Origin of the sequence: Leucobacter musarum subsp. musarum, from assembly GCF_001273845.1 — a bacterium.
GTDB classification, from domain to species: Bacteria; Actinomycetota; Actinomycetes; order Actinomycetales; family Microbacteriaceae; genus Leucobacter; species Leucobacter musarum.
In genome coordinates, this window is the sequence record NZ_JHBW01000065.1 from 31,346 (window position 1) to 55,712 (window position 24,367).

Genomic DNA, 24,367 nt, shown 5'->3' on the forward strand with positions numbered 1-24,367 from the left:
TCCGGGGTGGGGTGCGGGTCTGCCAGTAACTGTACATGTGTACATGTACTTTTGTACAGTTCGGGATCGCTTCACGTGTTGCCTACCGATGACGACCTCGCACCGGATTGCCTCCGATTGCCGCGCCTCACCCGAATGTCTGAGGATGCAGGTAACGTCAGACGCACACACCGCCACCACGTCGGTACGCGGTCACCGGAAGGGGTGGCCGCAAGAGGGGAGCAACATCATGGCGCAGGTCAGCACCGCAGACTTATACGACGAGCGCGGCAGCGAGCTGGAGTCGGTCTCGCTGCAGTTCCAGAACATCGGCGGTATGACCGGCTTCACGGGTGTCGTGCGCACGGTCAAGTGCCATCAAGACAACGCGCTGCTCAAAGAGGTGCTCTCGGGCCCGGGTGAGGGTGCCGTGCTGGTGATCGATGGTGGCGGATCGCTGGAGACCGCGCTGGTCGGCGACATGATCGCGGAGCTCGCCTGCGACAACGGCTGGGCGGGTCTCATCGTGAACGGCGCCATTCGTGACCGTGTCGCGATCGGTACCCTGCCGTTTGGAGTGAAGGCGCTCGGGTCGAACCCCGCGAAGTCCACGAAGACGGGCGCCGGTGAGTTCGACGTGCCGGTCGAGATCGGCGGCGTGACGTTCAGGCCAGGCGCGCAGGTCTGGTGCGATGACGACGGCATCTTGATCGAGCCGTAGCCGCGTGCGAGCGACACGAGACCTCTGACGATTTCGAGCGCTGCGATGATGCCCCGCGAGCCCTATGATGCGAGTATGACCGAGCGCACCCGTGCCCTGTGGCCATTCGTACCGTACGCGGTGATCTCCGTGGTGCACGTCATCGCGTGCTTCGGCCAGTACGCCTTCGAGGGGTGGACGAAGCTGCTGCTCATGCCGCTGCTCGTCGGCGCCGTCGTCGCGTCGCTCGTCTTCGTGCCCGGGCTGCGTGTGCGGCCGGTGCCGGTGGGCGCGCTCACGGTGCTCGTCATTGCCATCGTGTTTTCGTGGCTCGGCGACGGGGCGCGGTGGTTCTTCCCGATGTTCCGCGACGAGCTGCCAATGATGCTCGCGTGCTTCGGCATCGCCCACATCGCGTACGTGCTGCTGATGTGGCGCGGTCGCGGCATCGCCGCGCGCCGACTGCCGGCGTGGAGCCTGGTCTACGTAGTCGCGTACCTCGTACTCATCGCGCTGCTGCTGCCGCACACGAAGTCGCTCTCGGGGGCAGTGATGGCCTACGGGGTGCTGCTCGCCGCCACCGCCGCGATGGCGACCCGGTGCGGCCCGATCGTGGGGCTCGGTGGCGCGCTCTTTCTGCTCTCCGACGCAATCCTCGCGTTCCGGCTCTTCGTGCCCGGCACGTCGATCTGGACGAACGGGCTCGTCATGCTCACCTACACGCTCGGCCAGGGCCTCATCGCGTTCGGTATCGTGGCGGCGCTGCGACGACGCGATACCGCTGAGAACGCGAGTGGCGCTTCGGGCGCCGGCGACCCCGCATCGCCCGCGACGCCGCTGACGGCTTAGCCGCGAGTCGCGCAGCTGCCCCTCCGCTGCGGCCAGCACCCAATCTGCAGTCATCACCCTCTGTGGGAGTGGATGTGTTCTGCTGCGTGCAGATTGGGTGATGAGCGCCGGTGGCGGCGCTGGTGGGGCCGCGCGCGGCCCCACCAGCGCCTACGCGAGTTCGGCGCGCAGCAGCTCCGCGCCCGCCGCGAGCGCCACCATCTTGTCGCGGGCGACGCCGCGCGAAAGGGGGGCCATGCCGCAGTTGGTGCTCGGAATGAGCTTGTCGGCGTCGACGTAGGGGAGCGCGCGGCGCAGCGTCGCGGCAACCTCCTCGGGCGTCTCGATGGTGTCGCTGGCGACGTCGATCGCGCCCAGCATGACCTTCTTGCCGCGCAGCATCTCGATGACCTCGACGGGCACGCGCGAGTTGTGCGACTCGAGTGAGATGATGTCGAGCGACGACTGCTGCAGCAGCGGGAACGACTCCTCGTACTGGCGCCACTCCTCGCCGAGCGTGGCCTTCCAGTCGTTGTTCGCCTTGATGCCGTAGCCGTAGCAAATGTGCACAGCGGTCTGCGCCTTGAGACCTTCGGTGGCGCGCTCGAGGGCGGCGACGCCCCAATCCTTCAGCTCGTCGAAGAACACGTTGAACGCGGGCTCGTCGAACTGGATGATGTCGACGCCGGCAGCCTCAAGCTCCTTCGCCTCCTGGTTCAGGATCGTCGCGAACTCCCACGCCAGCTTCTCGCGGCTCTGGTAGTGCGCGTCGTACAGCGTGTCGATCATCGTCATGGGACCGGGGAGCGCCCACTTGATCGGCTGGTCGGTCTCGGCGCGCAGGCGCTTCGCGTCTTCGGCGAACACGGAGTGCTCGCGGCTCACCGCACCCGTGACGGTCGGCACGCTCGCGTCGTAGCGGTTGCGAATGCGCACGGTCTCGCGGCGCTCGAAGTCGACCCCGCTGAGGTGCTCGATGAACGTCGTGACGAAGTGCTGACGCGTCTGCTCACCGTCGCTGATGATGCTGAGACCCGCGCGACGCTGCTCCTCGGCCGCGAGCGACTGCGCATCGAGCTTGCCGACCGCGAGGTCGTCGCCCTCGAGCTTCCAGGGCGACCACAGCTTCTCGGGCTCAGAGAGCCACAACGGCTTCGGCAGGCTGCCAACGATCGCGGTGGGCAGGAGTGCGTTCATCGATGATTCCTCAGGGTTGTGACGTGCGGTCAGTGGCGCGGCGGGCCAGGGCCGCGACGCGGCCGCTGGCGGTCGGGGTTAAGCGAAGGCGGGTGCGGGATCCGCCACCGACTCTGCAGCACCCGCGTCGCCGGCGACCCACTCTTCGAGCACCGAGCCGTAGGGCTGCATCAGGTTCACCTCGGTGAACTTGCCCTGGATCGTGCCGAGCTGGCTGCGCTCCACGCGGTCGTAGTAGACCTGCGTGGGCGAGAAGTCGGCGTTCTCGAGGGTCGGCCGGTAGACGTCGGCGGCCGAGGTGGTGGCGTTGTAGATCTCGGGGCGGTAGATCTTCTGGAAGGTCTCCATCGTGCCGATGGTCGCCGCCAGCGCGAGCGGCGAGTGGTCGTTGAGCAGGTCGCCGCGGTGGTAGAACGCGAGCGGGGCTGCGGCGCCGCGCGGCATGAAGTAGCGCACGTTCAGGCCCATCTTCGCGAAGTACTGGTCGGTCAGCGAGTACTCGTCTTGCTGGTACTCGACGCCCAGCACGGGGTGCTCGTTCACGAGTCGATGATACGTGCGCGAGGTCGAGACGCTGATGCAGATGACGGGAGGTTGCGTGAAGCGATCCCGGTACGCGGAAGACGCGAGGAAGCGCTCGAAGACCTGGCCGTGCAGATCGCCGAAGTCGCCCGGCAGGCCCTTCGCGCCGCTCGCCTTGTGCGCGGGGAGCACGACGCTGAAGTCGTAGTCGCGGATGTACGACGAGAAGTTGTTGCCCGCGATGCCGGGCACGCGCTGGCCGGTGTGCGTGTCGAGAATCTGCACGTCGAGCACTTCGATGACCGGGAACGCGCTGTCTTCGCCGGCGGCCGGGATGTGCAGGTCGACCGAGACGATGTCGAGCTCGACCTTGTAGCGGTCGCGGGTCGGGTTGTCCCAGTGCACGAGCTCGTTGCAGCGGTTGTCGATCATGGTGAGGGCGTTGCGCAGGTTCTGCTGGCGCTTTTCGCCGCGGGCCAGGTTCGCGAAGTTGGTGGTGCTGCGCGAATTCGCCGACGGCGCGTAGTCTTCGTCGAAGCGGGTGGTGCTGATGCTGAACGTGCACTCGGATGTCATGTTTTCGAGTGTAGGCAGAACCCGGAGATATAGCCCCATCGGTATGGGCGATGCTCTGCCAGAGGCAAAACCTATGTCAAGAGCTCGACACCGAAATCGGCAACGACGTCGCGCATCTCGTCGACGAAACGCTGCGCCTGTGCGGTGAGCGCGATGTGCGTCTGGCCGATCCACCCAATCTCAATGCGCTCGTCGACGTCGAGCGGCACGGCCACGATCGAGGGGTCGAGATCGTCGGAGATGATGCCGGTCGAGATGGTGTATCCGCCGAGGCTGATCATGAGGTTGAAGATGGTGGCGCGGTCGCTGACGCGGATGTCTTGCGCGACCGAGCGGGTCGAGAGAATCTCTTCGGCGAAGTAGAACGAGTTGTTGGCGCCCTGGTCGAAGGTGAGGCGGGGCAGCTCGTCGAGGTCGTCGAGCGTGACCCGCGCGCGGCCGGCGAGCGGGTTGGTGCGCGCGATGAAGATGTGTGGGGTGGCGAGGAACAGGGGAGTGAAGGTGAGCCCCGAGTCGCGCAGCAGCTTGTCGATGACGTTGCGGTTAAAGTCGTTGCGGAAGAGTACGCCGAGCTCGCTGCGTAGAGTGCGCACGTCTTCGATGATGTCCCAGGTGCGCGACTCGCGCAGGCTGAACGCGTACTCCGCGGCGCCCGAGGCCTTCACCATGCGGGCGAACGCGTCGACGACGAACGAGTAGTGCTGCGTCGACACCGCGAGTAGGCGGCGCGAGGGTGCCCGACCGAGGTAGCGCTGCTCGAGCAGCTCGGCCTGTTCGGTGACCTGTCGGGCGTAGCCCAGAAACTCGGTGCCGTCTTCGGTGAGCGTGACCCCGCGGGTGGAGCGGACGAAGAGTGTCGATCCGACGCGGTTTTCGAGGTCTTTGAGCGCGGCCGACATGGTGGGCTGCGAGACGTAGAGCAGGTCGGCGGCCGCGCTGATGGAGCCCTCGGCGGCGACCTCGACGAAGTATCTCAGCTGCTGCAGGGTGATGCCGCGGGCCGCGCTCGTGCCGGTTCTAGCCATAGAGCGAGGCTATCGCGAGTTGCTGGGTGGCTCGCTTTCCTGATAGTCGGAGCGGGAGTGTGGCGAACTGTTACAGTTCCAGCGCACCCGTGACGGGTGGCTCGGTGAGCTCTTCGGGCAGGATCCGCAGCAGCTTCTTGACCCCGCGAATGGCCGTGGCCCCCGCGGCGGTGACCCGCACGCGCAGCTCGGCGTCGCTGGTGACGACGGTGGTGATTGATCCGCCGGCCTTCAGCATTTCGACGGCTCCGACGATGGTGTCGTCGCCCGTCTCTTCGGCGCTGAGCACGTGCACGGCGTCGGTGCTCTCAATGCCGCGCGCGGTGCCCTCGACGACGAGGATCCAATCGGGGTAGACGCGCTCGAGGCCGGGCACGCGGGGCTCGGCGAGGTCAAGGAACCCGGCTCGAATGCCATCGCGGGAGTGCACGAAATCGGTCAGGCGATCCCGCAACCGCACTGCGGCGCCCCTGCGGTCTTTCCACCAGCCGTTGGGTACGCTGCCGATGACGTTCGCGGCGTCGACCACGACCGTGGGCGGCGGGCCGAGCAGGGGGCGCAGCAGCTGCCAGCTGGTCGCGAACGCGGGGTGCAGGGGGAGGTCGTCGACCTGGTCGAGCGGCACCCAGGCGAGGGCGTGGCTTTCGGGGTCGGTGATCTCGGGTTCGAACGGGGTGGTGACGTCGGCGATGAGGGTCGTGTACGTCCATCCGCCGCGGTCGAGCACGTGGGTGTAGCGGGCGCGCACGGCGTCGTCGGGCACCCCGGCTTCTTCTTGCGATTCGCGGATCGCCCCGGCAATCGCACCCTCACCCTCGTGGCGGGCGCCGCCCGGAATGCCCCAGGTGTCACCGTGATCGCTCCAGGTGACACGGTGCTGCAGCAGGATCGCATCGCGTGCGTGATCGTAGGCGAGCAGGCCGGCGGCGCCGAAGCGGCCCCAGTAGCGGCCTCCGTCGTCGGCGGTGACCCAGGCATCGCCGGAGTTTCGGAGGTCGCTCATGGTCTCAGCGTAGTCGGGTTGGCGGGCTCGGTGCTGGGGTTGCGGGTGCTTTTGCTGCGGGCGGGTGTGGGCGGGGCTCAAGCGGGTACGGATGGGGTGCGGGAATGCGCGAGCGGTGGGGCGGTGTTGCACTCGACGTGGCCCGCGGGTTTGCTCGCGCCTTTTATTCATTTCCACGCTGCCGCCCTGCGCCCTGCCCAAGGAGTATCGATGACCGCCCCTGAATCGCCCGCCGCTGTGGCGCTCGCCGCCGCCGATGCCGAGGCCCGCGGGCTCGCGGTCGAGTTCGTGCCGCGCGAGCCGGGGCAGCGGCCCGCGCCGGTCGACGGGCTCGAGCTCGTGAAGACGATCGTGGTGCAGGCGAAGGATCGCTTCGTGCTCGTGCTCACCCCCGTCGATGCGCAGTTCTCGTGGGCGAAGCTGCGCAAGCTGCTCGGCGTGAACAAGCTGTCGCTGCCCGACGCCGACGGCGCGTTCGCCGCGACCGGCTACGTGCGCGGCACCATCTCACCTTTGGGCGCTGCCGGTTCGTGGCCCGTGGTGATCGACGCGCGGCTCGCGGGGCGCCGGATCGCGATCGGCTCGGGCAGCCCCGCGTTCGGAGCGCTGGTCTGGGCCGACGAGCTCGCAGTTGCGTATGGTGCGAGTGTGGTGGATCTCACGTCGGAATGAGTGGCGCGCCCGGGGTGCATTCGCGCTCTCGCAGTGGAATCTCCGGCGGTGCTTGGGTTTCTGGCCGGCTGGTTATTTGCGTCGCCGGAATGTGGGTAATATAGAGGGGTTGCCTCGGCACCAGATCAGTCTCTGATCGGCTCGCTGGAGAACAACGGGCTGTGGCGCAGCTTGGTAGCGCACTTGACTGGGGGTCAAGGGGTCGCAGGTTCAAATCCTGTCAGCCCGACCGTGTGATGTCTCAGGACATCATGGACACCCGGACCCACACTGTGTGGGTCCGGGTGTTTTTCGTTGGTAGTCCTTTTCTGGGTCGATGTCGTATTCCCCAAGGAAGTCACCGGTGTGCGTGATCACGGTCGCGTGATGTGCGTGGACGAGGCAGATGATCTCGGTGCGCGCGTGTTCCCGGCCGATCCCGAGATGTTTGAGGCGGCCTGCGTGCCGGAGCGAGATCGTCCCGGTTTTCCCCACGATGTCGTATCGGACCTGCCACGTGTCCGGGGTATCGGGTTTCACGGGTGTCGCTTTCGGGATCAACGTGTACGCGTCATGCGGGGTGCGCCGGCTGATCGCGCGATGCGGGCGGACCTCGTAGTAGTGCTCGCGGAAGCGATCGAGCACGAGGTGGAGCTCGCTCAGGGTCGCGACATTGTTCTGCGCGAGATACTTCTTCAGGGTCTGCCAGAACCGTTCGATCTTGCCCTGCGTGGTGGGTTTGTAGGGGCGCCCGTTTTTCTGGGTGATGCCCTCGAGCTTCAGGAGCGTTTCGAACGCGTTCAGGCCGGCCTGCTGCCCGCCGCGTGCAAGACGGGTGGTGTAGACCATGCCCTTATCGGTGAGTGTTGATGCGGGATGCCCGTGAGAGTTCGCGGATGACGTGAATGTATCGACCACGATGCGTCCGGTCACGCGCGGATGCGCGGTGAGGTGCAGGAGATAGCGGGAGTGGTCGTCGAGCCAACCGATGATCTCGATCTCTTGCCCCGTGGTGAGGCGATGGTGGGTGAAATCGGATTGCCACATCTCGTTGGGTTGCTGTGCTTGGAGGCGTTGCCAGGACGAGCGCGGCCGTTTCTGGGGTTGCGGGGTGATCTGCCCGGAACGTTTCCGGATGCGCCAGATCGTTGCCCGGGACACGACGATGTGTTCTCGGGCGAGGTAGGTGTGGATGGTGTCGGCCCCGGCATCGCTTCCGTGGGCGTGGAGCTTGGTTCGGAGTTCAAGGATGCGCTGGCGCACTTCTGGTGGGGTCTGGTTGGGGCGGGTGCGGGGTGCGCGAGAGCGTGGCGCCAGGCCCGCGTCGCCTTCAGTGAGGAAGCGTTGGTGCACTTTGTGGACGAGTGATTTGGAGACCCCGTACACGCGGGCTGCTTCACGGTAGGACAGGCCCTGGATGGTGATCGCGTGGATGAGGAGTTGGTTGCGGTGCACTGTCCATGATGTCCCGAGACATCAGCAGTAAGGGGAGTTGGGTGTCCACGATGTCGTGAGACAGGTGTCCACTATGTGCTGAAACCAGACAAAGCCGTGCTTCGCGCGACGACCTACGGCAGCCAGATCTCCAGCGAAGCATTGCTGCCGGTCAACCGTGTCCAGTACGCGTGACCGAGCGCCAACCCAACCGACGTCAGCGTCAACGATCGAAGACCCGTCTTGTCATCATCCCATGTATCACGAAGGGTGCTGAGTTCTGGCACTCTTTCGACTACCTCGTCCGACACCTCCCCTTCTGACATGCGCCCGAGACTAACCACATTTTTCAGGTCTGGGATCCGTCCTTCGAGCCCGAGCGCTGTGGCACGCTTCTCGAGATCTTCATCCGCAAGAAGGGCCAACTGAAAGCGGCTCTGATCTCGCAACGCCGGGATCACGAATTGGCATGCCTGCAGTTCGGTCAGCAGGGCCGCATCAATATCGTTCTCGGCGAAGCCTTTGGTGTAGAGGCCTTCAACGCCCGACATGATCCCATTGGCGAAGCTATGGCTCGAGATACTCAGCGATCCAGCGCCGACGTATTCGATGTGCTGGTAGTCTGCGTGGCCCGTAGGGAGTGAGATTCCGAGAGCGGAAACTTCATTCTTCAACCGTAAGTAGTGGTCCTCAGGCGTACCTACATTTGTGGGTCGCGTGTACATCAAGTAGAAGACCCAAGCGATCGCTCGTCGTTGCCTCTCGGTCAGCTTCGGTGCAGACACAATAGCCTCGTTGAGCGCCAGAGTTCGTAGGTTTCGATCCTCCTCACCAACGCGTGCTGCCAAGAGATCCACGAGCGCCACGCGAAGATCGTCTTCACCGGAGCGAGCGAACTCCTTCTGCGCCTGGAAGACGACGCTTTGGACGTCGGGATCCGCAAGTTGATCGACCCGCTCGGGTATCTCTGTTTCAAGCTTGGTCAGAAATTCATTGGTCAGCTGCTCAGCGCGCGCTACGGCCAGTGTCTGGGCAACGCCGGCAAGTTCGAGCGCGTTGCTCCTAAACACGTCAAGCGCGACAGTGCGGGCTTCGTCGATCGAAAGGCCGTGCACATGAATATCCTTGCCCGCTTGATAGTTGGTGGAATTGTCGCCGGCTTTTTGCGCCTGATCGCGCCTACCCATCTGCATCTTCGCTCCGACCGATCGTCATGTCTCTTCCTGCCTGGTAATTAGTCGACGCCTTGCCGCCGCGCTGTCGTTGAGCAGCGGAAGGCGTATCGCGTCGAAGAAGTCCCGCTACGAGAAGGATCAGGCCAAGTCCTGTCACGACAAGAGCGACGACGCCTTGCCAAGACCAAAAAGTAAGGTCGTTCTCAAGCGTGTAGATGTAGTAGGCCACCCCTAATGCGCCCCCAAGGCCGACAACGACACCGCCTGCAGTGACAAGTCTGTCTGGTGTGCTCATGTCAGAACCATATCGATCTTCGGTCGCTGCTCTGAGAGTCAGCCGGTCGTGGCCTCCGCTCGCACGCCCGACACGGCCCCGACGGAGACGTCAACGGCTGAGGCGATCACCCGGATCGACTTGCCCTTCTCGCGGCGAGCGAGGATCACCGCTCGCTTGTCGTCGTCGACCACCCGAGGTCGACCCTCGACCTTGCCGCAGGCACGTGCTGCGTCCAGCCCGTGCCTGGTCTTGTGCACGATGTCGCGCCGACGATCATCGGCCAGCGCGAGTGCCAGATCAAGAATCAGGCTCCGCTCGTTTTGCTCGCCCTGCGCGATGCCGTCGAGTACCTTCACGGCGACGCCACGCTCGAAGCGGTCGGTGGCGACAATCAGCCCCTCGAGGAGGCTACCTCCTAGCCGGTCCACCTCGTGCACAGTGAGCATGTCGCCTTCGTGCATGTACTCCAGTGCGGCTGCCAGGCTTGGGCGATCCTCGACCTTGAGCTTCCCGCTGACCTTCTCCTCGAAGACCGTCACGCCGATGGGGGCGAAGGCGTCATGCTGTCTCGCCGTCTCCTGGGCCCTGGTGCTCACTCGCATCAGTCCTACCAGTGCCATGGTCGTTGCTTCGTTTGATAAACGTGTTCAGTTGTCATCTCCAATGAGTACCTGTTTATGAACGTGTTTTTGCACACCTGCAGCTGCTTTGTGCGTGTCATTTTGACCATGCCCCCGATGCTCAGTAGGCGACTGATTTCTGAACGCCGGAGGTGCGGCGGTCCGCTGTCGTGGGTCGACCGCATACTTGTGGCATGGAACTGACCCCGGCCGCCGCGCGAGACTTCTGGAAGTCGCTGGTAGACAACGCGACGAACCTCATCACCGACGCGAACCTGCTGCTCGAGCATGGCTCGTTCGGCAGAGCGCGCTCCCTGACCGTGCTCGCCCAGGAGGAGCTGGGCAAGGCGCTGTGGCTGTACGAGACGTTTGAGTCCGCATGGAGCAGCGGCATCGAAGAGTCCAAGGTCGTCGAGCGCCTTGCCTCGGACGGGCGCAGGCACGCGGTCAAATACATGGTGGCGTTCGTCTTCGGCCAGGAGCTCGAGGCTTTCTGGGGCGACTACGGGTCGCTCTACGAGGACGCCCCCGTCGACGGCACGCAGGCCGACTGGGACGCCTGGTTCGCCGCGCGCGACGCCGAGGCGAAGGCCGCCGGGAAGGTCGCCAACGAGGAGAAGATGCTCGGCTTCTACGTCGACCTCGACGCCGACGGGACGATCCTCAGCCCGAGCGACATCGACGCGGGGACGATCGCGGACGACCTGCAGACCGCCGCGCAGGTGGTGGAGATGCTACTGATCAAGGACCACAGCCGGATGAAGCTTGAGGCCGACACCCCCTACGACAGCACGCACGCGCAGCAGCACAAGTTACTCAGTATCAGCCACCCCGAGGACTGGGCTGGCGCGTCGGAGGCGTTCAGGAACGGAGCGTACTTCCAGGCCGGCGAGGAACGCCCGATGGAATGAAGCCTTGAAAAGGTTGACATTAGTAAACGTCGACGGCTTCTAGCTCGACGAGCACCCGGCGTCGGTGCAGGCGATGCTCTGAACAACGACCCTGCGAGTATATCGCATTTCTGGACGGGCTGAGTCCAGCTGCGGCCATCCCACCATCGGTTGCGACCCTGGCTGTCGTGGTACCAGCCTGCGGGGACAGCGGGGGTGACCGCTGCAGCCTGCTTGGCCGTCGGCTGGAAGTGATCGGTCCAAGTGTCGCCGTCCCACCACCTCAATAGTTACGAGCGCCCGTCCTGGTACCAGCCAGCAGGAGACAGTGAGCGGGTCGCGGGAGGGGCCGGCGGTGCCGACAGCATGATCGTCGACTGTGGCAGCTCGGATGAAGCTTCGTCCGCACCTTCGTCTTCGGTTTCGGCGTCGGAGCCCTTCTCGCCGAAGATCTTCGACGCGCTGATGACTAGGGCTGCGCCACCGGCGATGACAACGGCGCCTTTGAGGGCGAATGGCGTGCTCTCGCTTCCGCCGAAATCCCTCGGCATCGGATGTTCTTGTGTAGATGTCGCAGTCATAGTCGTACTCGCGGCGCTGATACTCGTACTCGTGCCAGCGTCAGTGGTCGCACTCGCATTCACACCTGTACCTCAGAAGTCCTGATCCCGAGAGGCGTTCGCCGCCAGCCGGAGAATGTCGGTGGTTCGATCTAGCGTTGTAAGTGACACGAGAGTAAACGAAGCAGGAGCACCTCAGGATGAGCGCAAGTCAATACCGCGGACAGTTGGACCGCAAGCGCAAGCAACGGATCGAAGCGGACAAAAAGGCGGGCGAGTACCGGTCGAAGGAGTCCTCGAAGCGTGCTGATGCCGCTAGAGCAAGGCAAGCTGCCGCAAAGACCACGAGCAGCTCCACCCTCAGTAGCAAGTTGCGAGAAGCCGAGCGACGAGAGAAGGAAGCTGAGGCTGCAGGCAAGGAGGTAAGCCGCTGGCAAACCCGTGCGGCCGGCTACGCCAAAGAAGAAGCCGCGCTACAGACCAAGCTCTCCCGTGCTGAACAATCGGAGGCCGATGCCGCCGAGCGACGTCGCAAGAACGCGCAGCAGCGGGCCGACCGTCGCGCGGCGGCTGAGCGGGCTGAGCTTGAATCGAGGATCAGTGGTGCCGAAGTAGTCGTCAACACCGCGCTGCGTCACCTTCCAATGCCCAAACCCGAGAAGCTCCGAGTGCTCATGCTGGGTGCCTCCGCTGAAGGCGACCTCCGCGTGGGGCGCGAACAGAAGCGCATCCGCGCTGCCGTTGAGTCCGCGCTACATCGGGACCAAATCGAACTCGACGTCCGGCCTGCAGCAACCACGGCTGACTTGCTGGTCGGCATTACGAAGTTCCGTCCTCACGTGGTCCACTTCTCGGGCCACAGTAACGATGACCTGATTGTCTTCGAGGACGAAGTAGACGAACTTCATGAGGGAGTGGTCGTGACAGCGCGAGCGTTCGCTCGAGCGATCAGCGCAACCGACGATCCTCCGCTCCTCGTCCTTCTAAACTCCTGCCGCTCCGCAGCCCAGATCGACGAACTAGTGGCACAAGTCGTACCATTCGCTATCGGGATGGCGGACCGCATTGAGGATGCCGATGCGATCAACTACGCAGCACAGTTCTATGCGGCAGTCGCAAACGGGCAGTCCATCAACTCGTCCCATTTGTCAGGTCAAGCTGCTCTTGAACTTGCAGGCCTGGAGAGCGCCGACTTGCCGACGCTTGCCTGGGCACCCGACGTCGATCCATCAACCACGATCCTCGTCAAACCCGGGATCGAAGGTTGACTTCAGGTACCCCCACGTGGACGCAGCTCCCAAGGGATATTTCACAGACGCGCTCACGCTCCAAGCATCTCGTCTTGGGCCTGTTCGGTACTCTTCTTGCCACCGAAAGTGTGCACGCAAGTGTGCACGCAAGGTCCGGGATTTCGACAGATTCAGCGGGAATCGGCGGGAACGGCCGAGGCCCCTCGATTCTTACTCCCATAGAGGATTTCCGGGTACTGAGAGCTCCCGAGAGAGATCCTGCCCATGGCTCGAAAGGTCGCCGGTTCGAATCAGTAGCTCGGATTCACGCACAACGGGTCTCGTTGATCTGAATTGACAATGCGATGTTGGTAGAAGCCCCACCGCCGAGCATTCAACCCGGCGTCACCCGATCCCACCTTCGCGGCGCCTTCGTCACCTTCCCGAGCACCCACTCGAGCGGCCCCTGCTTAAAGAGCAGCGCCCAGAGTGTGCACCCCGCAATGACCCAGAGCGTCATTGGCCAGAACGGGTCGAGGGCTCGGAAATCGAGCCAGGGATCCCAGCTCGGGTCGCGGGCCGTTTCTGCGGCGAGCCAGATCGCCCAGATGCCGATGTGGGCGACGTAGGCGGTGAGCGGCATGGAGCCGACCGCTCGCAGGGGTAGGGCGATCCAGCGCACGGGAGTGAGGCACAGCAGCACCGCCGCACTCGTCACTGCGAGCGCGAAACCTCCCGAGCCGAGCGCCTCGCCGATGCCGGATGAGTGTGGGGCGTCTTGCCACACGGCGAACCACCACTCGGGGGTGCCAAGCGCGGCATACTCGATCTCGTCGGGGCCCGCGGCGGCGAGCACCGCTGAGCCGATGACGCCGTATCCGACGACGGCGAGCACGATGCCGGCGCCCAGCAGCGCCCACGCGTAGCGCACCGAGCGCACGAGCAGGGTGCCGGCGGCCATGCCGCAGAACATGAAGGCCATCCAGAACGGAATGGGGTAGTTCCACGCGATGAGGCGCAGCGACTCGTCAATATCAAACGCATTCGGGCTGGCTGCGACGGTGGAGTTGATCCACCACACGGCAAACGGGGCGATGAGCGCGAGCGCCGCCGAGAGCGTGAGGAGGTACCGGGGTGCGAGCGACGTGAACGGGATCGCCAGCACAAACAGCACCCCGTACGCGGGCAGAATCACGTACACCGGCACATCGAGATCATCGAGCCAGATACCCAGCAGCCACATGAGGATGCCGCGCAGTAGCAACTGCACGCGCAATCCCCAGAGCGGACGAGCGGCGCCGGGGCCGCGAGCCTCGCGGCGGCGCTTCGCTGACGTCGACACGATGCCGAGCGACACCCCGGCGAGCATCGCGAACAGCACCGACGAGCGCCCCTCAACCACGCCCGACCAGGTACCGGGGTCGCTCCACTCGAGTGTCTCGATGAGGGCGAGGTGAGCGGCGAAGACGCCGATCACGGCCAACCCGCGGGCGAGATCGACGCCGGCGATGCGGTGAGGGGGCTCGAGACGTGCGAGATTCGTGCGGATGCGCGAGCGACGCTCGGGTGCCGGTCGGGTGACCGGGAGCGGGGCGTCGACGTGCGTCATGGAGGCGACGCTACTGGGTGAAGCTGCGCGCGGGGCGGAAGAAGTTGGCGCGGCGCGACGTGAGACGCGCGCCGCACCAACTGCCACTACCGCGGAACCGCGTCGCGCCTCCATGAACTGCGGCGCAGCATCTCGCCGATCACATTGCCGATCACCGTCGACACACTGTTGTCGTAGTTGTTGTGCGAAAGCGAGCCGGTGAAGCAGATCGACCCCACGCTGAAGACCGCGCCCCCGCCGGGCTTGTCGAGCCACGTCATGTCTGACCGCACGTCGTCGCACTCCGAACCACCGAGACCTGCCCGCGAGGCGAGCACGTCTTCGCCCGCGAGCAGGTAGAAGTCGCTGTGTCCGGTCGAGCTCGCAAGCACCACCGTTTCAGGCGGACTGCCGCGCTCGGGGTCGAAGCGATCGATCTCGTCACCCGACGACCCATTCATAATGAGCCCGAACTCACCAATGACCTCGTCGGTGATACCCGCGAAGACGAACTCGAAGCCCTCGGGCAGGTTCTCGGCAGGGCGGAACCCGGGCGCCTTCGAATCCCAACCCTGCGCCGTCATGCCGATGCCGGTCAGCGCATTCGGCCAACGGCCCCGACCGCGCCACAACCCGCCGGGCTCGCCGGTGGTGCTGTGATGGCCCTGGCCGGGAGCGCCCTCCGAAGGGCGCGTGCCTGCCGCACCTCGCCGAATCTCGAGCAGGTGCGGGCGATCCCGATCTTGACTGGTCACCCAGTAGAACCCATTGCCACCGAGATACATGAGCGAACCGCCCGCCTCGCCGAGCGCGTCGAACGCGTCGAGCATGCGGCCGCTCACGTACTCGGGGTGACTGCCTGTGATCACGATGTCGTACTCGGTGAGCAGATCGGCGCCGTCGCGGTGCACATCGTGGTCGGTCAGCACGTCGAATACGAGCCCCTGCTCCATGAGCCAATCCACGAGATAGAGATCTGCGCTGAGGTGACGCGGGGCATCTTGCAGCCAGGCGCGGTAGTCGGGCCTGAGATTTGGGATCGGCCGCAGGTGGGTGGAGTACGAGCAGGTGCTGCCATCGGAGTGCACGTCGTACATGCTGAGCCCCCACTCCGGGTGTTCGGCGAGTTCGAGATCGCGGTGACCCGGGTGAATGGGGTGATCGCTCATCTGGTCGCCCTCGAAATCGAGACGCGTCACCATGCGCTCGTTGCCGTAGGCGATGTAGGTGAAGGTGGGCAGCAGCACGGCGATGCGTGCGCGCGGCCCGCTCGCCTTGGGGCGCACGACGAACGGCACGTGATCCACCTTGCCCGTGGCCCGCAGCTCGACTGCATAGACCCCCGATTCGATCCCTTCGGGCACTGCGAACTGCAGACTCGTCGGCCAGCCGGCATCGTCGAGGTCGTCGTCGTGGAAGTGGATCGCGCCGTACTGATCGGGCACCTTGGTGAAGTCGATCTCCTCGTGCGTCCAGGTCGACCCGGTTGCGGCACGCAACGGTGCGTTGATGATGGTGCCGTGCGACGCGTGCGGCCCCACGTCGATGCACTGCGCACCGCCTATCTCGTGCTCGAAGCGCCATTCGGCGACGATCGAGCGCTCGCCGCCGGCACTGATGTGCGCGACCACCGGGTGCTCGAGCTTGCCATTGAAGGTGCGGTCGGGCACCCACTGCGATCCGGCGCGCTCACACCCCACTGCGGCGATGACCGCCGACGCGACCTCGACCGCGGTGGCATCGGCTGAGAGCGGCACCGGCGCACTCTCGACACTCTCTCGTTCGCGACGGTCACGCAGTTCGGTGCATCGCGCGACCAGGCCGCCCTCGCCTGACACCTCGACGTCGAGACGGTACCAACTGCCTCGCCGCCAGGGCACCGCGAGCGTCGCGCCAACGCCGTCGCGTTCACTCACCGTCACGGCGCCGTTCGCATCGATCGCCGCGGCCAGTGCCACGCTGCCGTCGGCCGCGAGCAGGGAGAACAGGCCCTGCTCGCGGCCCAGCGTCGGCGTCGTCGGCTGCAGCGTGATCTGCAGCGCGAGACCCCCGACCGGAGTCGCCGGCAGCTGGGGCACCACGACGCAGGACCCGAGATAGGTATTGCGCAGACCGCCGGGTACCGTGCGCGGCTCGAACCCCGCAACCGCGTCGATGCGCCGACCGGGTCCGTTCGGGTTGTCGTCGCCGTGCCGTAAGCGCACCAGCGCAAGCTCCACGGTTTCGGCACTCGCGCTGATCTTGAGATCGACGAGCTCGCCCGGCTCAGCCGAGAGCGTGTTGAGGTATCCGGTCAGCGTCATGTGGGTCTCCTTCTACGGGTGCGCGGTGTGGCGGTGCGGCGGTCTCGAGTCGATCAGATCAGCTGCACTCGGTCTTGTACCAGAGCTTCTGGCCCTCGGGCGTATCGACGTCGTCGCTCGTGAGAATCTCGACCGGAGCGTCGACCGTCTTCTCAGTCTCTTCACCCTTCAGGTGCGCCGCGATCTGCTCGATCGCCAGCTCGCCCATCGCGAACGGCTGCTGGGCCACGGTTGCCTGCAGCACGCCCTCCTGTAGCAGCTCGACGTTCGGGGCGCCGGCATCCCAGCTGACCATCTTCACGTCGCCCACGAGGTCTGCGTTGCGCAGCGCGACCGCGGCACCGGTGGAGTTCAGGTAGTTGGTCGTGTAGAACGCTTTGAGTTCGGGGTACTTCACGAGCGTTGATGCGGCGTTGGCCTGAATCACATCGGCGGCGATTTCGGGGTATGAAATCGAGACGACCTCGATGTCGGGGTACTCCTTCAGGGCGTCCTCGAAACCTGCGATGCGCGCCTGCGTAATGGGGTTCGTCGCGAGTGAACCGATCGCCGCGATCTGCCCCTTGCCGCCGATCATCTCGGCGAGGTGCTTCGTGATCTCTTTCGCGCCCTCGTAGTGATTCGAAGCGACGAACGAGTCGTACAGCTCTTCGTCTTCGAGTTGCGCGTCGACATCGATCACGGTCACACCGTCTGCGCGCGCATTTTGAATCGGGATCGCGCCCGCCACCGGGTCGGCGGGGGTGTAGATGAGCGCGTCGGGCGCCTTCGTCAGCATGTTCTGCACAATGGTTGTCAGCTGCGCCTGGTTCTGGTTCTGCGGGGCCTGAAGCTCACCGACCTCCATACCGAGCTTCTTGCCCGCGGCTTGGGCGCCGCAGGCCACCTGCGAGTAGTACGGATCGCCCGACTGCGGGCCGGCGATGCTGACCGTGGCGCCGGTGACGGCGTCGTCTGAACCACCGCCCGCGGCCTCAGAACCGCCCGAGTCGCTCGAGCAGGCGGCGAGTGGGGCGATCAGCAGTGCTGAGGCTGCGAGAGCAAAGAGTGTGCGCCGGTGGCGCGGAACGGTGGGGTGCATCATGACTCCTCTGTCGTGGGTGCGGGGTGGTGCGGAAGTGGGGTGGTGCGAAAACGGGGTAGGAGAAAACGGAGTGGAGCGGGAAAGGAACGGGTCGGGATCAGCGCGGCGCGACGACGAGCCGCCCGGTCACGCGGGAGCAGCGCTTGATCGGCGCACACTGCGCAGGCGCCGCAGGCGATCGAGATACAGTGCCCCGACGAGCACGGCACCCGTGACGACCTGCTGCCAGAAGCTCTGGAGGCCGGCGATCACCAGGCCGCTGGCGAGCACGACCGGAATAGCGTTGCCGAGAGCGGTGCCCGCTATCGTGCCGACGCCACCGAAGAGGCTTGCGCCGCCGAGAATCGCCGCTGTCGCCGCGGTGAGCGCATCGAGCGAGTGGCCCGAAATGTTGGTGGTGCCGTAGACCGAGAGCGAGAGCCAGCCTGCGAGACCGGCGAGCAACCCCGATAGTCCGTAGATCACGGCGAGATGACGCTTGACGGGGATGCCCGCGCGAACGGCAGCCTCTTTGTTCGAACCGATCGCGTAGGTGTGCCGGCCAAAGGCGGTCGAGTGCAGAGCGATCGCAGCGACGATGGCCACTGCGGCCGCGATGATCACGACCCACGGCACTCCGACGAGACGCCCGACACCGAACTGCGACATCACCGTCGGCATGCCGCTGAGGTCTTGCCCGCCGGTGAACACCTGCGCCATGCCGAGGGCTGCGCCGAACATACCGAGCGTCACGATGATCGGGTTGAGGTCGGCGTAGGCGACGAGGAGGCCGTTGATCCACCCCAGCACCAGGCCACTCGCGATCGCGACCCCGAGCCCGACGAGCGCCGTGCCCCAGCCGTCACCGCCCATGCGTTGCATCACGATCATGCTGACGACGCCCGAGAAGACGAGCACCGAACCGACTGACAGATCGAAGCCGGCGGTGACGATCACATACGTGACGCCCACGGCGAGCACGAGCATGATTGAGCCGGCCAAGAACATGTTGCGCACGTTGGCGGCGCCGAGAAACGGTGCGCCGTTGACGATGGCGAATACGACGACGAGCAGGATGAGCGCGCACGTGACGACGAAAAGGGGATGCTGCCAGGCACGATCGATGCGGTCTCGCCAGGTGATCGGCTGCTGGGTGGGTACGGGGGCGCCCATCGTGTCGAGGGAGGTCATGATTCTGCTCGCTTCTCTGCGGAGTCGGGGGAGGTCGGGATTGGGCTGCCGCCCGTCATGGTCGAGACCAGGAGTTCGAGACTCGCCTCGCTGCGGGTGTAGCTCGCCACACGTTGGCCGAGGCGGAGCACCTCGATACGGTCGGCGACGCTGAGCACATCGCTCATGTTGTGGCTGATCAGCACGACCGCGAGCCCGCGATCGGCCACGCGTTTGACCATGTCGAGCACACCGCGGGTTTGCACAACGCCGAGCGCCGCCGTCGGCTCGTCGAGCAGCACCACGCTGCGCGCCCAGCTCACCGCCCGTGCGACGGCCACGCCCTGGCGTTGACCACCAGACATGTCGCTCACCGACCCGCGGCGCGGGTCAGCGGTCACGCCGAGCTGAGCGAATTCGCTTCGGGCCACCTCGGCCATCGCGCGATTGTCGAGGAAGCCGAGCTTGCCGAGCAGCCCCTTGCGACGCACTTCGCGCCCGAGAAACATGTTCGCGACCGGACCCATATCGGGTGCGAGCGCGAGGTCTTGCCAGACGGTCTCGATGCCTGCGGCCTGCGCATCCGTAGGTCCGTTCGCACGGAACGGCTGCCCGGCGACGAACACCTGGCCGTCGTTGGGTGCGAGAGCCCCCGACAGCACTTTGACAAGGGTCGACTTGCCGGCGCCGTTGTCGCCGATGAGCGCGGTGACCTCGCCCGGACGGCAGTCGAAGTCGGCGCCGCGCAGTGCGTGTACGTGCCCATACGAGACGCGGATCCCGCGCGCACTGAGCGCGGTGCCCTCGGGTGGCGACAGCGTCGATGCCGCTGCTGCGTGAGTGGATTCAGTACTCATCGAACGTGTGTCCTTTCTGCTCGCCGAAGCGAAGGTGATTGCTCAGACCGCGGTGTAGCCGCCGTCGATGGTGACCTGTTGAGCGGTCATGTAGCTCGACACGTCTGATGCGAGGAAGACGACGAGACCTGCCACGTCTTCGGGCGTCGCCATGCGGCCCTGGGGAATAAGCGACACCCACTCGGCCTCAAGCGAGGGCTCGCGCTCGATGATCTGACGCGTCAGGTCGGTGAGCACGTAGCCGGGGGCAACCGCGTTCACGCGGATGCCCGATGCCGCCCACTCGACGGCGAGCGATTTCGCCAAGTGAGCGACGGCCGCCTTCGACGAGTTGTACGAGGCCGCCCACTGGGGCACATTGACGATCGACCCCGACATCGACGAGATGAGGATCGCGCTGCCGGTCTGGCCCGCTCGCAGTAGGGTCTCGCCAAACGCTTGCGTCGAGAAGAAAGTGCCGGTGAGGTTCACATCGATCACCTTGCGCCACTGCTCGGCCGTCACGTCGACGGAGTCGCCGTTGATCTCGATGCCGGCGGCGGTGAGCAGCACACGGGGAACGCCGAGGCGTTCAGTGATGAGTGCGAAGGCCGCCCGCGTCGCCGCTTGATCAGTGACGTCGAGACGGTGCCCGATCGCGCGCACACCGAACTCCTGAGCAATCTGCGCGGCGGTCTCTTCGACGGTATCCAGCAGGTCGAGCAAGGCGATATCAGTGCCTTCTGCGGCGAGTGCGCGGGCGACGGCGAGGCCGATGCCGCGCCCGCCTCCGGTGACGACGGCGACGCGGCCGGCAAGGTCGATGTTCATGAATGGCTCCTTCGGAGGGTGGGATTCGGGGAGAGATGCGGGGGTTATGCGGCGATGAGGTCGCGCAGCCGTGACGCGGTGCGCGGCAGGGTGTGCGCCGGATCGCCTTCGGTCGAGCACTCAAGGTTGATGGCACCGGTGTAGTCGATGTCGCGGAGCGCCCCGAAGATCTCGGTCCAGTCGAGCGCGCCGCTACCGGGCAGCAGGCGATTGCTGTCGCCGAGATGCACATGACGCACCTGGTCGCCCGCTGCGCGCAGGGATGCTGGCACACTCGCCTCTTCGATCGACATGTGGAACGTGTCGGGCAGCAGCCCCGCGTTCGGGTGCGCGACCTGCTGGAGCACAGCCAGATTGTCGCTGACCGAATTGAGGTATCGGCTCTCATAGCGATTCAGTGGTTCAAGCAGGATCGCCGCATCGGATCCTGACACTCGATCGAGCAGTTCACGGTAGAAGGCGGTGAATTCTTCGGCTTCTGCGTCGGCAGGCTGCTGATAGGGGTCGAAGAGAGGCATCGGGTTCTGAGGTCCGTACTCGTACTCGATTTCGGTGACCAGGCTGAGCTCGGCGCACACGTCGGCAGCACGGCGGTACATGTCGCGGCACTGCTCGCGCAGCGCGGCGTCGGGCGACATCGCGTTGCCGTAGATATCGCCGACGAGCACGAACTCGACCGGGCGCACCCCCGTGCGCGACTCGAGATCCCGGAGTTCCTGATGCACATCGGAATTCCACAGTTCAATCGGCTGGAACACCGCGATCGCATCGTAGCCCCAGTCGCGCAGCGACTCGGCCTGAGTCGTCAGCGTCGCGCTGGGGAGCATCGGGGTGGAGCAAGAGAGCAACATGGGTTCAACTTTCGCGTGAGGCATGGTGGGGAAGGTTCTGCGGGTAGAGGCAGCCGAGTGCGGCCTCGAATTGCTCGTACCGCTGTGAACGATGCGCCGAATCGGATGGCACGAACGAGCGGACGTTCGGGGTCGAGAAACTCGTGAGGGCGTCGATTGCGGGTGTATAACCGGCCGCGACGAGCGCGAGCAGTGCGGCGCCGCGGCAGGCGTCTTCAGGTTCTTCGGCGACAGCGAGCGTGATGCCGCAGGCGTCCGCTTTCAGCTGGTTCCAGAAATCGGATGATGTGCCGCCGCCCGCGCTCACCATGCGATCAATGGTCTGGCCGTCGACAGCGAGATCCTCGATATTGCGTCGGAGCAGGTGTGCGACGCCCTCCATGACGGCAAACGCGAGATCTGCACGGTCGTGCTGCACCTGCAGATCGACGAAGGCGCCGCGCGCATCTGAGTTGAAATCAGGCGGATTGATTCCGGTCAGGTACGGAAGGAAGAGCGGAGCGTCAGTGCGGTCTCGAGACGAGAGCTGCGGCTCGAGATCGCCGTAGCTGATCCCGCCCGCGATGCGTTCGCGAAACCACTCGAGCGAGATGCCGCCGCTGTCGGCGCAGCTGAACTGCACAATGTCGTCAGAGCGAAGCCCGGCGTGGAACGAGACGCGATGCTGGGCATCGAACGTCCAGTCTGTTGCGAGCCGCGACAGTGCGAGCACGGTGCCGGCGGACACCCCCACGGTGCCCGCGTCGTAGGCGCCCAGCCCGAGCAGCGCGCTGAAGTGATCGAGGGCCCCTGCATTGACGGTGTACGAAGTGGCCGCCGGCAGATGAGCGACGACTTCGGGAAGCACCGGTCCGATGTCGGTGCCCGCCGGCACGATCGGGGGCAGCTGATCGGGGTCGACACCGCAGAAGGTCAACATCTCGCCCCAGTACGCGCCCTCGCGCACATCGGTCCAGTAGGTGAAGCCGCGAGTCGTCTCTTCGCCGACAGTCGAACCCGTGAGGCGCAGCAGCACGTAGTCCTTGATCATCAGCACGCGCCGCGTTGTGCGGAGCACCTCCGGCCGGTGCTTCGCGAACCAGCGAAGTTTGGCCGCCGGCCACGTCGCCGATGCTTCCGGTTGCCCGGTGATGGCGAAGGCCTCAGCAGCGGAAAACCGTGCGGCAATCTCCTCTGCCTCCTGGGTGGCGCGTTCATCCATCCACGAGAGGCCCGGCACCAGGCTGCGATCGTCGGCACCGGTGAGCACGGTTGCCTCGGCCTGGCCGGTGAGCGAGATCGCCGCCCGGCTATCTGCGGGTGGCCCAGCTTGGCGGGCGCATTCAGTGATGAGCGCGAGCACCGTATCGAAGACGGCTTCGGGATCGAACTCGACCGTGCTGCCGTCGCGCCGATAGTCCATCGGCCTCCGTGACACTGCGAGCTGACGGGCGCGCTCGTCGTACAGCACGACCTTCAGGTTCGTCGTGCCCAGATCGACCGCATAGACCAGCATCGTTATTCGCCCATCAACGTCAGCACCACGGTGCGCTCGCGCTCACGCACCGCGTCGAGATCACCGAAGTACACGCGCCCGAACTCGCCCAGAACCGGCGTGCCCTGAGCAACGGGAACTGCCTCGGAGCGCCCCAGCACCGAGGAGACGATGTGCCCGTCGGTATTGAGCCCCCACGATGGATGCTCGTTGCGCAGTTCCGCGGCGTTCTTGATGTGAATCGGCCCGGGATGCAGGTATTGCCCCTCATGGCGGGTGGGCGGCACGATCTTCGCAAACACGTTGAGTGTGTCTTGCAGCAGCAATTGCGTGCCGTAATAGGTGACGTCTTCTGATTCCTCTTGAATCAACACGCAGCAACTTGTGTGCGGCGTGAAGGCGTACAGCATGCCGTCGGCCACACCCGAAGATTCGACGAAGCTGATCACCTGATCGGTGACGTCGAAGAAGTCTTGGCGGGCCGGAGTCGAGAGGGTGAACGAGTGGCTGAGTACGACCATGAGGCGTCCTGTCTGCTGCAGTGCATTCGGGGAGGGGCTAGTCGCAAACTGTGAACGTGCTTCCATGCCCGGAACTGCTCAGCATGCGAGTCGAACTTCGTTGTGACCTTATTTCAGTGAAATGTAATTCATTCACATCAACACCGCAAGCCTCGGGGTGAAGTTTGTTAATTTGTAACATTTGTTGCGATTGCTGTGATAGATTCTCGGGAAATGCACGCCGATTCCGGCGGACGAACGCGACGTCAGGAGGGCGCGAGTGGGCGCAATCTCTCCTCAGCGCAGGCGCGCTGAGATCGAAACGCTGATGAACGATCGCGAAGAGGTCGACATTCACAGCCTGGCGATGCACTTCGGCGTCTCCGAGATGACGATTCGACGAGATCTCGGTGTGCTCGAAGACGGTGGGGTGGTACGGCGTCTCGTGGGCGGCCGCGCGCTGCTGCTCGATACCAAGAGCCGCGAGCCCGCGCTGTCGACGCGCAGCCAGGCCGCGTACGAGACGAAATCGCACATCGGGCGCGCAGTCGTCGAGTTGCTCTCGGACGACGAGGTCGTGTTCATCGACGGGGGCAGCACCGCCCTCGCCGTCGCACACGCCCTCCGCGGAAGCGGGCGTGCGCTCACGGTGCTGACGCGCAGTCTGCTCGTCGTCGCCGAGCTAGCCGAAGAGCCAAACATCGAGATATTCATGCTGGGCGGCCGGGTGAAACTCTCAGAGATGTTGACGACCAGCGCGACGACGAGCGACGACCTGCGCCACTACAACGTCGATACCTACGTGATGGGCATCAGCGGCGTGCATGCGACGCGAGGGCTCACGGACTACGACCCCGACGAGAGTCAGGGCAAGAGGCTCGCGATCGAGCGCGCGGATCGTGTGGTGCTCGTCGCCGATCACTCGAAGCTCGGGCGGGTGCTGATGTCGCGCGTCGCGGGTCTCGAAGATGTGAGTGTTCTCGTAACCGACGCCGACCCGAATGACGAAGTCGTTCGTGCGTTGCCTGCAACGGTGTCGGTGGTGCTCGTGGAGCCGCAGTCGTGAGTCGATCAGCCGTCCAGCA

General features: G+C 65.1%; 24 protein-coding genes, 1 tRNA gene and 1 pseudogene. 7 read left to right on the top strand and 19 right to left on the bottom strand.

Annotation, left to right across the window (positions count from 1 at the left end; all coding sequences use genetic code 11):
• Window positions 1–229: 229 nt before the first annotated feature.
• Both rraA and CH42_RS03025 read left to right on the top strand, forming a co-directional pair.
• Window positions 230–700, top strand: a complete 471-nt coding sequence (rraA, locus tag CH42_RS03020; RefSeq protein ID WP_053352031.1) for a ribonuclease E activity regulator RraA — start codon at window positions 230–232, stop codon at window positions 698–700.
• Between the two features lie 75 nt (window positions 701–775).
• Window positions 776–1,528, top strand: a complete 753-nt coding sequence (locus CH42_RS03025) for a lysoplasmalogenase (protein ID WP_053352032.1) — start codon at window positions 776–778, stop codon at window positions 1,526–1,528.
• A 150-nt stretch (window positions 1,529–1,678) separates the two neighbouring features.
• Here the strand turns inward: CH42_RS03025 and CH42_RS03030 are convergent, their stop codons facing one another.
• From CH42_RS03030 to CH42_RS03045, 4 genes are all read right to left on the bottom strand, one after another.
• Window positions 1,679–2,704, bottom strand: a complete 1,026-nt coding sequence (locus tag CH42_RS03030; RefSeq protein ID WP_053351743.1) for a methionine synthase — start codon at window positions 2,702–2,704, stop codon at window positions 1,679–1,681.
• 78 nt (window positions 2,705–2,782) lie between these two features.
• Window positions 2,783–3,802 (bottom strand): putative oxygenase MesX, encoded by a 1,020-nt coding sequence (locus tag CH42_RS03035; protein ID WP_053351744.1) that lies wholly within the window; start codon window positions 3,800–3,802, stop codon window positions 2,783–2,785.
• A gap of 71 nt (window positions 3,803–3,873) precedes the next feature.
• Entirely contained in the window at window positions 3,874–4,827 is a 954-nt protein-coding gene (locus tag CH42_RS03040) for a LysR family transcriptional regulator (protein WP_053351745.1), read from the bottom strand.
• Window positions 4,828–4,897: 70 nt separating this feature from the next.
• On the bottom strand, window positions 4,898–5,830 hold the full coding sequence (locus CH42_RS03045) for an NUDIX hydrolase (protein WP_053351746.1): 933 nt from the start codon (window positions 5,828–5,830) through the stop codon (window positions 4,898–4,900).
• 210 nt (window positions 5,831–6,040) lie between these two features.
• Between CH42_RS03045 and CH42_RS03050 the strand changes: the two genes are divergently transcribed.
• A complete protein-coding gene (locus CH42_RS03050; RefSeq protein ID WP_053351747.1) occupies window positions 6,041–6,502 on the top strand; it encodes an aminoacyl-tRNA deacylase in 462 nt (153 codons plus the stop codon).
• Window positions 6,503–6,657: 155 nt separating this feature from the next.
• Window positions 6,658–6,731, top strand: a tRNA-Pro gene (locus CH42_RS03055).
• Between the two features lie 20 nt (window positions 6,732–6,751).
• Here CH42_RS03055 and CH42_RS03060 read toward each other — a convergent pair.
• The 4 genes from CH42_RS03060 to CH42_RS03070 form a co-directional block, all read right to left on the bottom strand.
• On the bottom strand, window positions 6,752–7,936 hold the full coding sequence (locus tag CH42_RS03060) for an integrase core domain-containing protein (protein ID WP_053351748.1): 1,185 nt from the start codon (window positions 7,934–7,936) through the stop codon (window positions 6,752–6,754).
• 113 nt (window positions 7,937–8,049) lie between these two features.
• Window positions 8,050–9,108 (bottom strand): LPO_1073/Vpar_1526 family protein, encoded by a 1,059-nt coding sequence (locus tag CH42_RS03065; RefSeq protein ID WP_053351749.1) that lies wholly within the window; start codon window positions 9,106–9,108, stop codon window positions 8,050–8,052.
• Entirely contained in the window at window positions 9,095–9,385 is a 291-nt protein-coding gene (locus CH42_RS16310; RefSeq protein ID WP_156322450.1) for a hypothetical protein, read from the bottom strand. Before CH42_RS16310 ends, CH42_RS03065 begins: the two co-directional genes overlap by 14 nt.
• 38 nt (window positions 9,386–9,423) lie before the next feature.
• Window positions 9,424–9,987, bottom strand: coding sequence for a recombinase family protein (locus CH42_RS03070; protein ID WP_053351750.1), 564 nt, complete (start codon window positions 9,985–9,987; stop codon window positions 9,424–9,426).
• A gap of 194 nt (window positions 9,988–10,181) precedes the next feature.
• Here CH42_RS03070 and CH42_RS03075 point away from each other — a divergent pair, with 194 nt between their 5' ends.
• Window positions 10,182–10,898, top strand: coding sequence for an AbiV family abortive infection protein (locus CH42_RS03075; protein ID WP_053351751.1), 717 nt, complete (start codon window positions 10,182–10,184; stop codon window positions 10,896–10,898).
• A 119-nt stretch (window positions 10,899–11,017) separates the two neighbouring features.
• Here the strand turns inward: CH42_RS03075 and CH42_RS17115 are convergent.
• Both CH42_RS17115 and CH42_RS03080 read right to left on the bottom strand, forming a co-directional pair.
• Window positions 11,018–11,164 (bottom strand): annotated as a pseudogene (locus tag CH42_RS17115) (DUF2510 domain-containing protein); the annotation flags it as partial.
• 3 nt (window positions 11,165–11,167) lie between these two features.
• Window positions 11,168–11,428 (bottom strand): hypothetical protein, encoded by a 261-nt coding sequence (locus CH42_RS03080; protein WP_053351752.1) that lies wholly within the window; start codon window positions 11,426–11,428, stop codon window positions 11,168–11,170.
• 209 nt (window positions 11,429–11,637) lie between these two features.
• Here CH42_RS03080 and CH42_RS03085 point away from each other — a divergent pair, with 209 nt between their 5' ends.
• The gene (locus CH42_RS03085) at window positions 11,638–12,705 is read left to right on the top strand and encodes a hypothetical protein (protein WP_053351753.1); all 1,068 of its coding nucleotides are present in this window, start codon (window positions 11,638–11,640) and stop codon (window positions 12,703–12,705) included.
• Window positions 12,706–13,060: 355 nt separating this feature from the next.
• On the opposite strand, the gene CH42_RS03090 is transcribed toward CH42_RS03085, so the two are convergent.
• The 9 genes from CH42_RS03090 to CH42_RS03130 all read right to left on the bottom strand — a co-directional run bounded on the left by CH42_RS03090 (window position 13,061) and on the right by CH42_RS03130 (window position 23,303).
• A complete protein-coding gene (locus CH42_RS03090; protein WP_053351754.1) occupies window positions 13,061–14,275 on the bottom strand; it encodes a heparan-alpha-glucosaminide N-acetyltransferase domain-containing protein in 1,215 nt (404 codons plus the stop codon).
• 86 nt (window positions 14,276–14,361) lie between these two features.
• Window positions 14,362–16,557 carry a N,N-dimethylformamidase beta subunit family domain-containing protein gene (locus CH42_RS03095; protein ID WP_053351755.1) on the bottom strand — a complete coding sequence of 732 codons (2,196 nt, stop codon included), beginning with the start codon at window positions 16,555–16,557 and terminating at the stop codon, window positions 14,362–14,364.
• 58 nt (window positions 16,558–16,615) lie between these two features.
• On the bottom strand, window positions 16,616–17,641 hold the full coding sequence (locus tag CH42_RS03100) for a substrate-binding domain-containing protein (protein ID WP_053351756.1): 1,026 nt from the start codon (window positions 17,639–17,641) through the stop codon (window positions 16,616–16,618).
• A gap of 126 nt (window positions 17,642–17,767) precedes the next feature.
• Window positions 17,768–18,811, bottom strand: coding sequence for an ABC transporter permease (locus CH42_RS03105; protein WP_053351757.1), 1,044 nt, complete (start codon window positions 18,809–18,811; stop codon window positions 17,768–17,770).
• Window positions 18,808–19,647, bottom strand: a complete 840-nt coding sequence (locus CH42_RS03110; RefSeq protein WP_082309265.1) for an ATP-binding cassette domain-containing protein — start codon at window positions 19,645–19,647, stop codon at window positions 18,808–18,810. Before CH42_RS03110 ends, CH42_RS03105 begins: the two co-directional genes overlap by 4 nt.
• 42 nt (window positions 19,648–19,689) lie before the next feature.
• Window positions 19,690–20,457, bottom strand: a complete 768-nt coding sequence (locus CH42_RS03115) for an SDR family oxidoreductase (protein ID WP_053351758.1) — start codon at window positions 20,455–20,457, stop codon at window positions 19,690–19,692.
• A gap of 44 nt (window positions 20,458–20,501) precedes the next feature.
• Window positions 20,502–21,308 carry a sugar phosphate isomerase/epimerase family protein gene (locus CH42_RS03120; protein WP_162231057.1) on the bottom strand — a complete coding sequence of 269 codons (807 nt, stop codon included), beginning with the start codon at window positions 21,306–21,308 and terminating at the stop codon, window positions 20,502–20,504.
• Between the two features lie 4 nt (window positions 21,309–21,312).
• On the bottom strand, window positions 21,313–22,803 hold the full coding sequence (locus tag CH42_RS03125) for an FGGY-family carbohydrate kinase (protein ID WP_053351760.1): 1,491 nt from the start codon (window positions 22,801–22,803) through the stop codon (window positions 21,313–21,315).
• Window positions 22,804–22,805: 2 nt separating this feature from the next.
• Window positions 22,806–23,303, bottom strand: a complete 498-nt coding sequence (locus CH42_RS03130) for a secondary thiamine-phosphate synthase enzyme YjbQ (protein WP_053351761.1) — start codon at window positions 23,301–23,303, stop codon at window positions 22,806–22,808.
• A 259-nt stretch (window positions 23,304–23,562) separates the two neighbouring features.
• Here CH42_RS03130 and CH42_RS03135 point away from each other — a divergent pair, with 259 nt between their 5' ends.
• The gene (locus CH42_RS03135; protein WP_075205218.1) at window positions 23,563–24,348 is read left to right on the top strand and encodes a DeoR/GlpR family DNA-binding transcription regulator; all 786 of its coding nucleotides are present in this window, start codon (window positions 23,563–23,565) and stop codon (window positions 24,346–24,348) included.
• Window positions 24,349–24,367 lie beyond the last annotated feature (19 nt).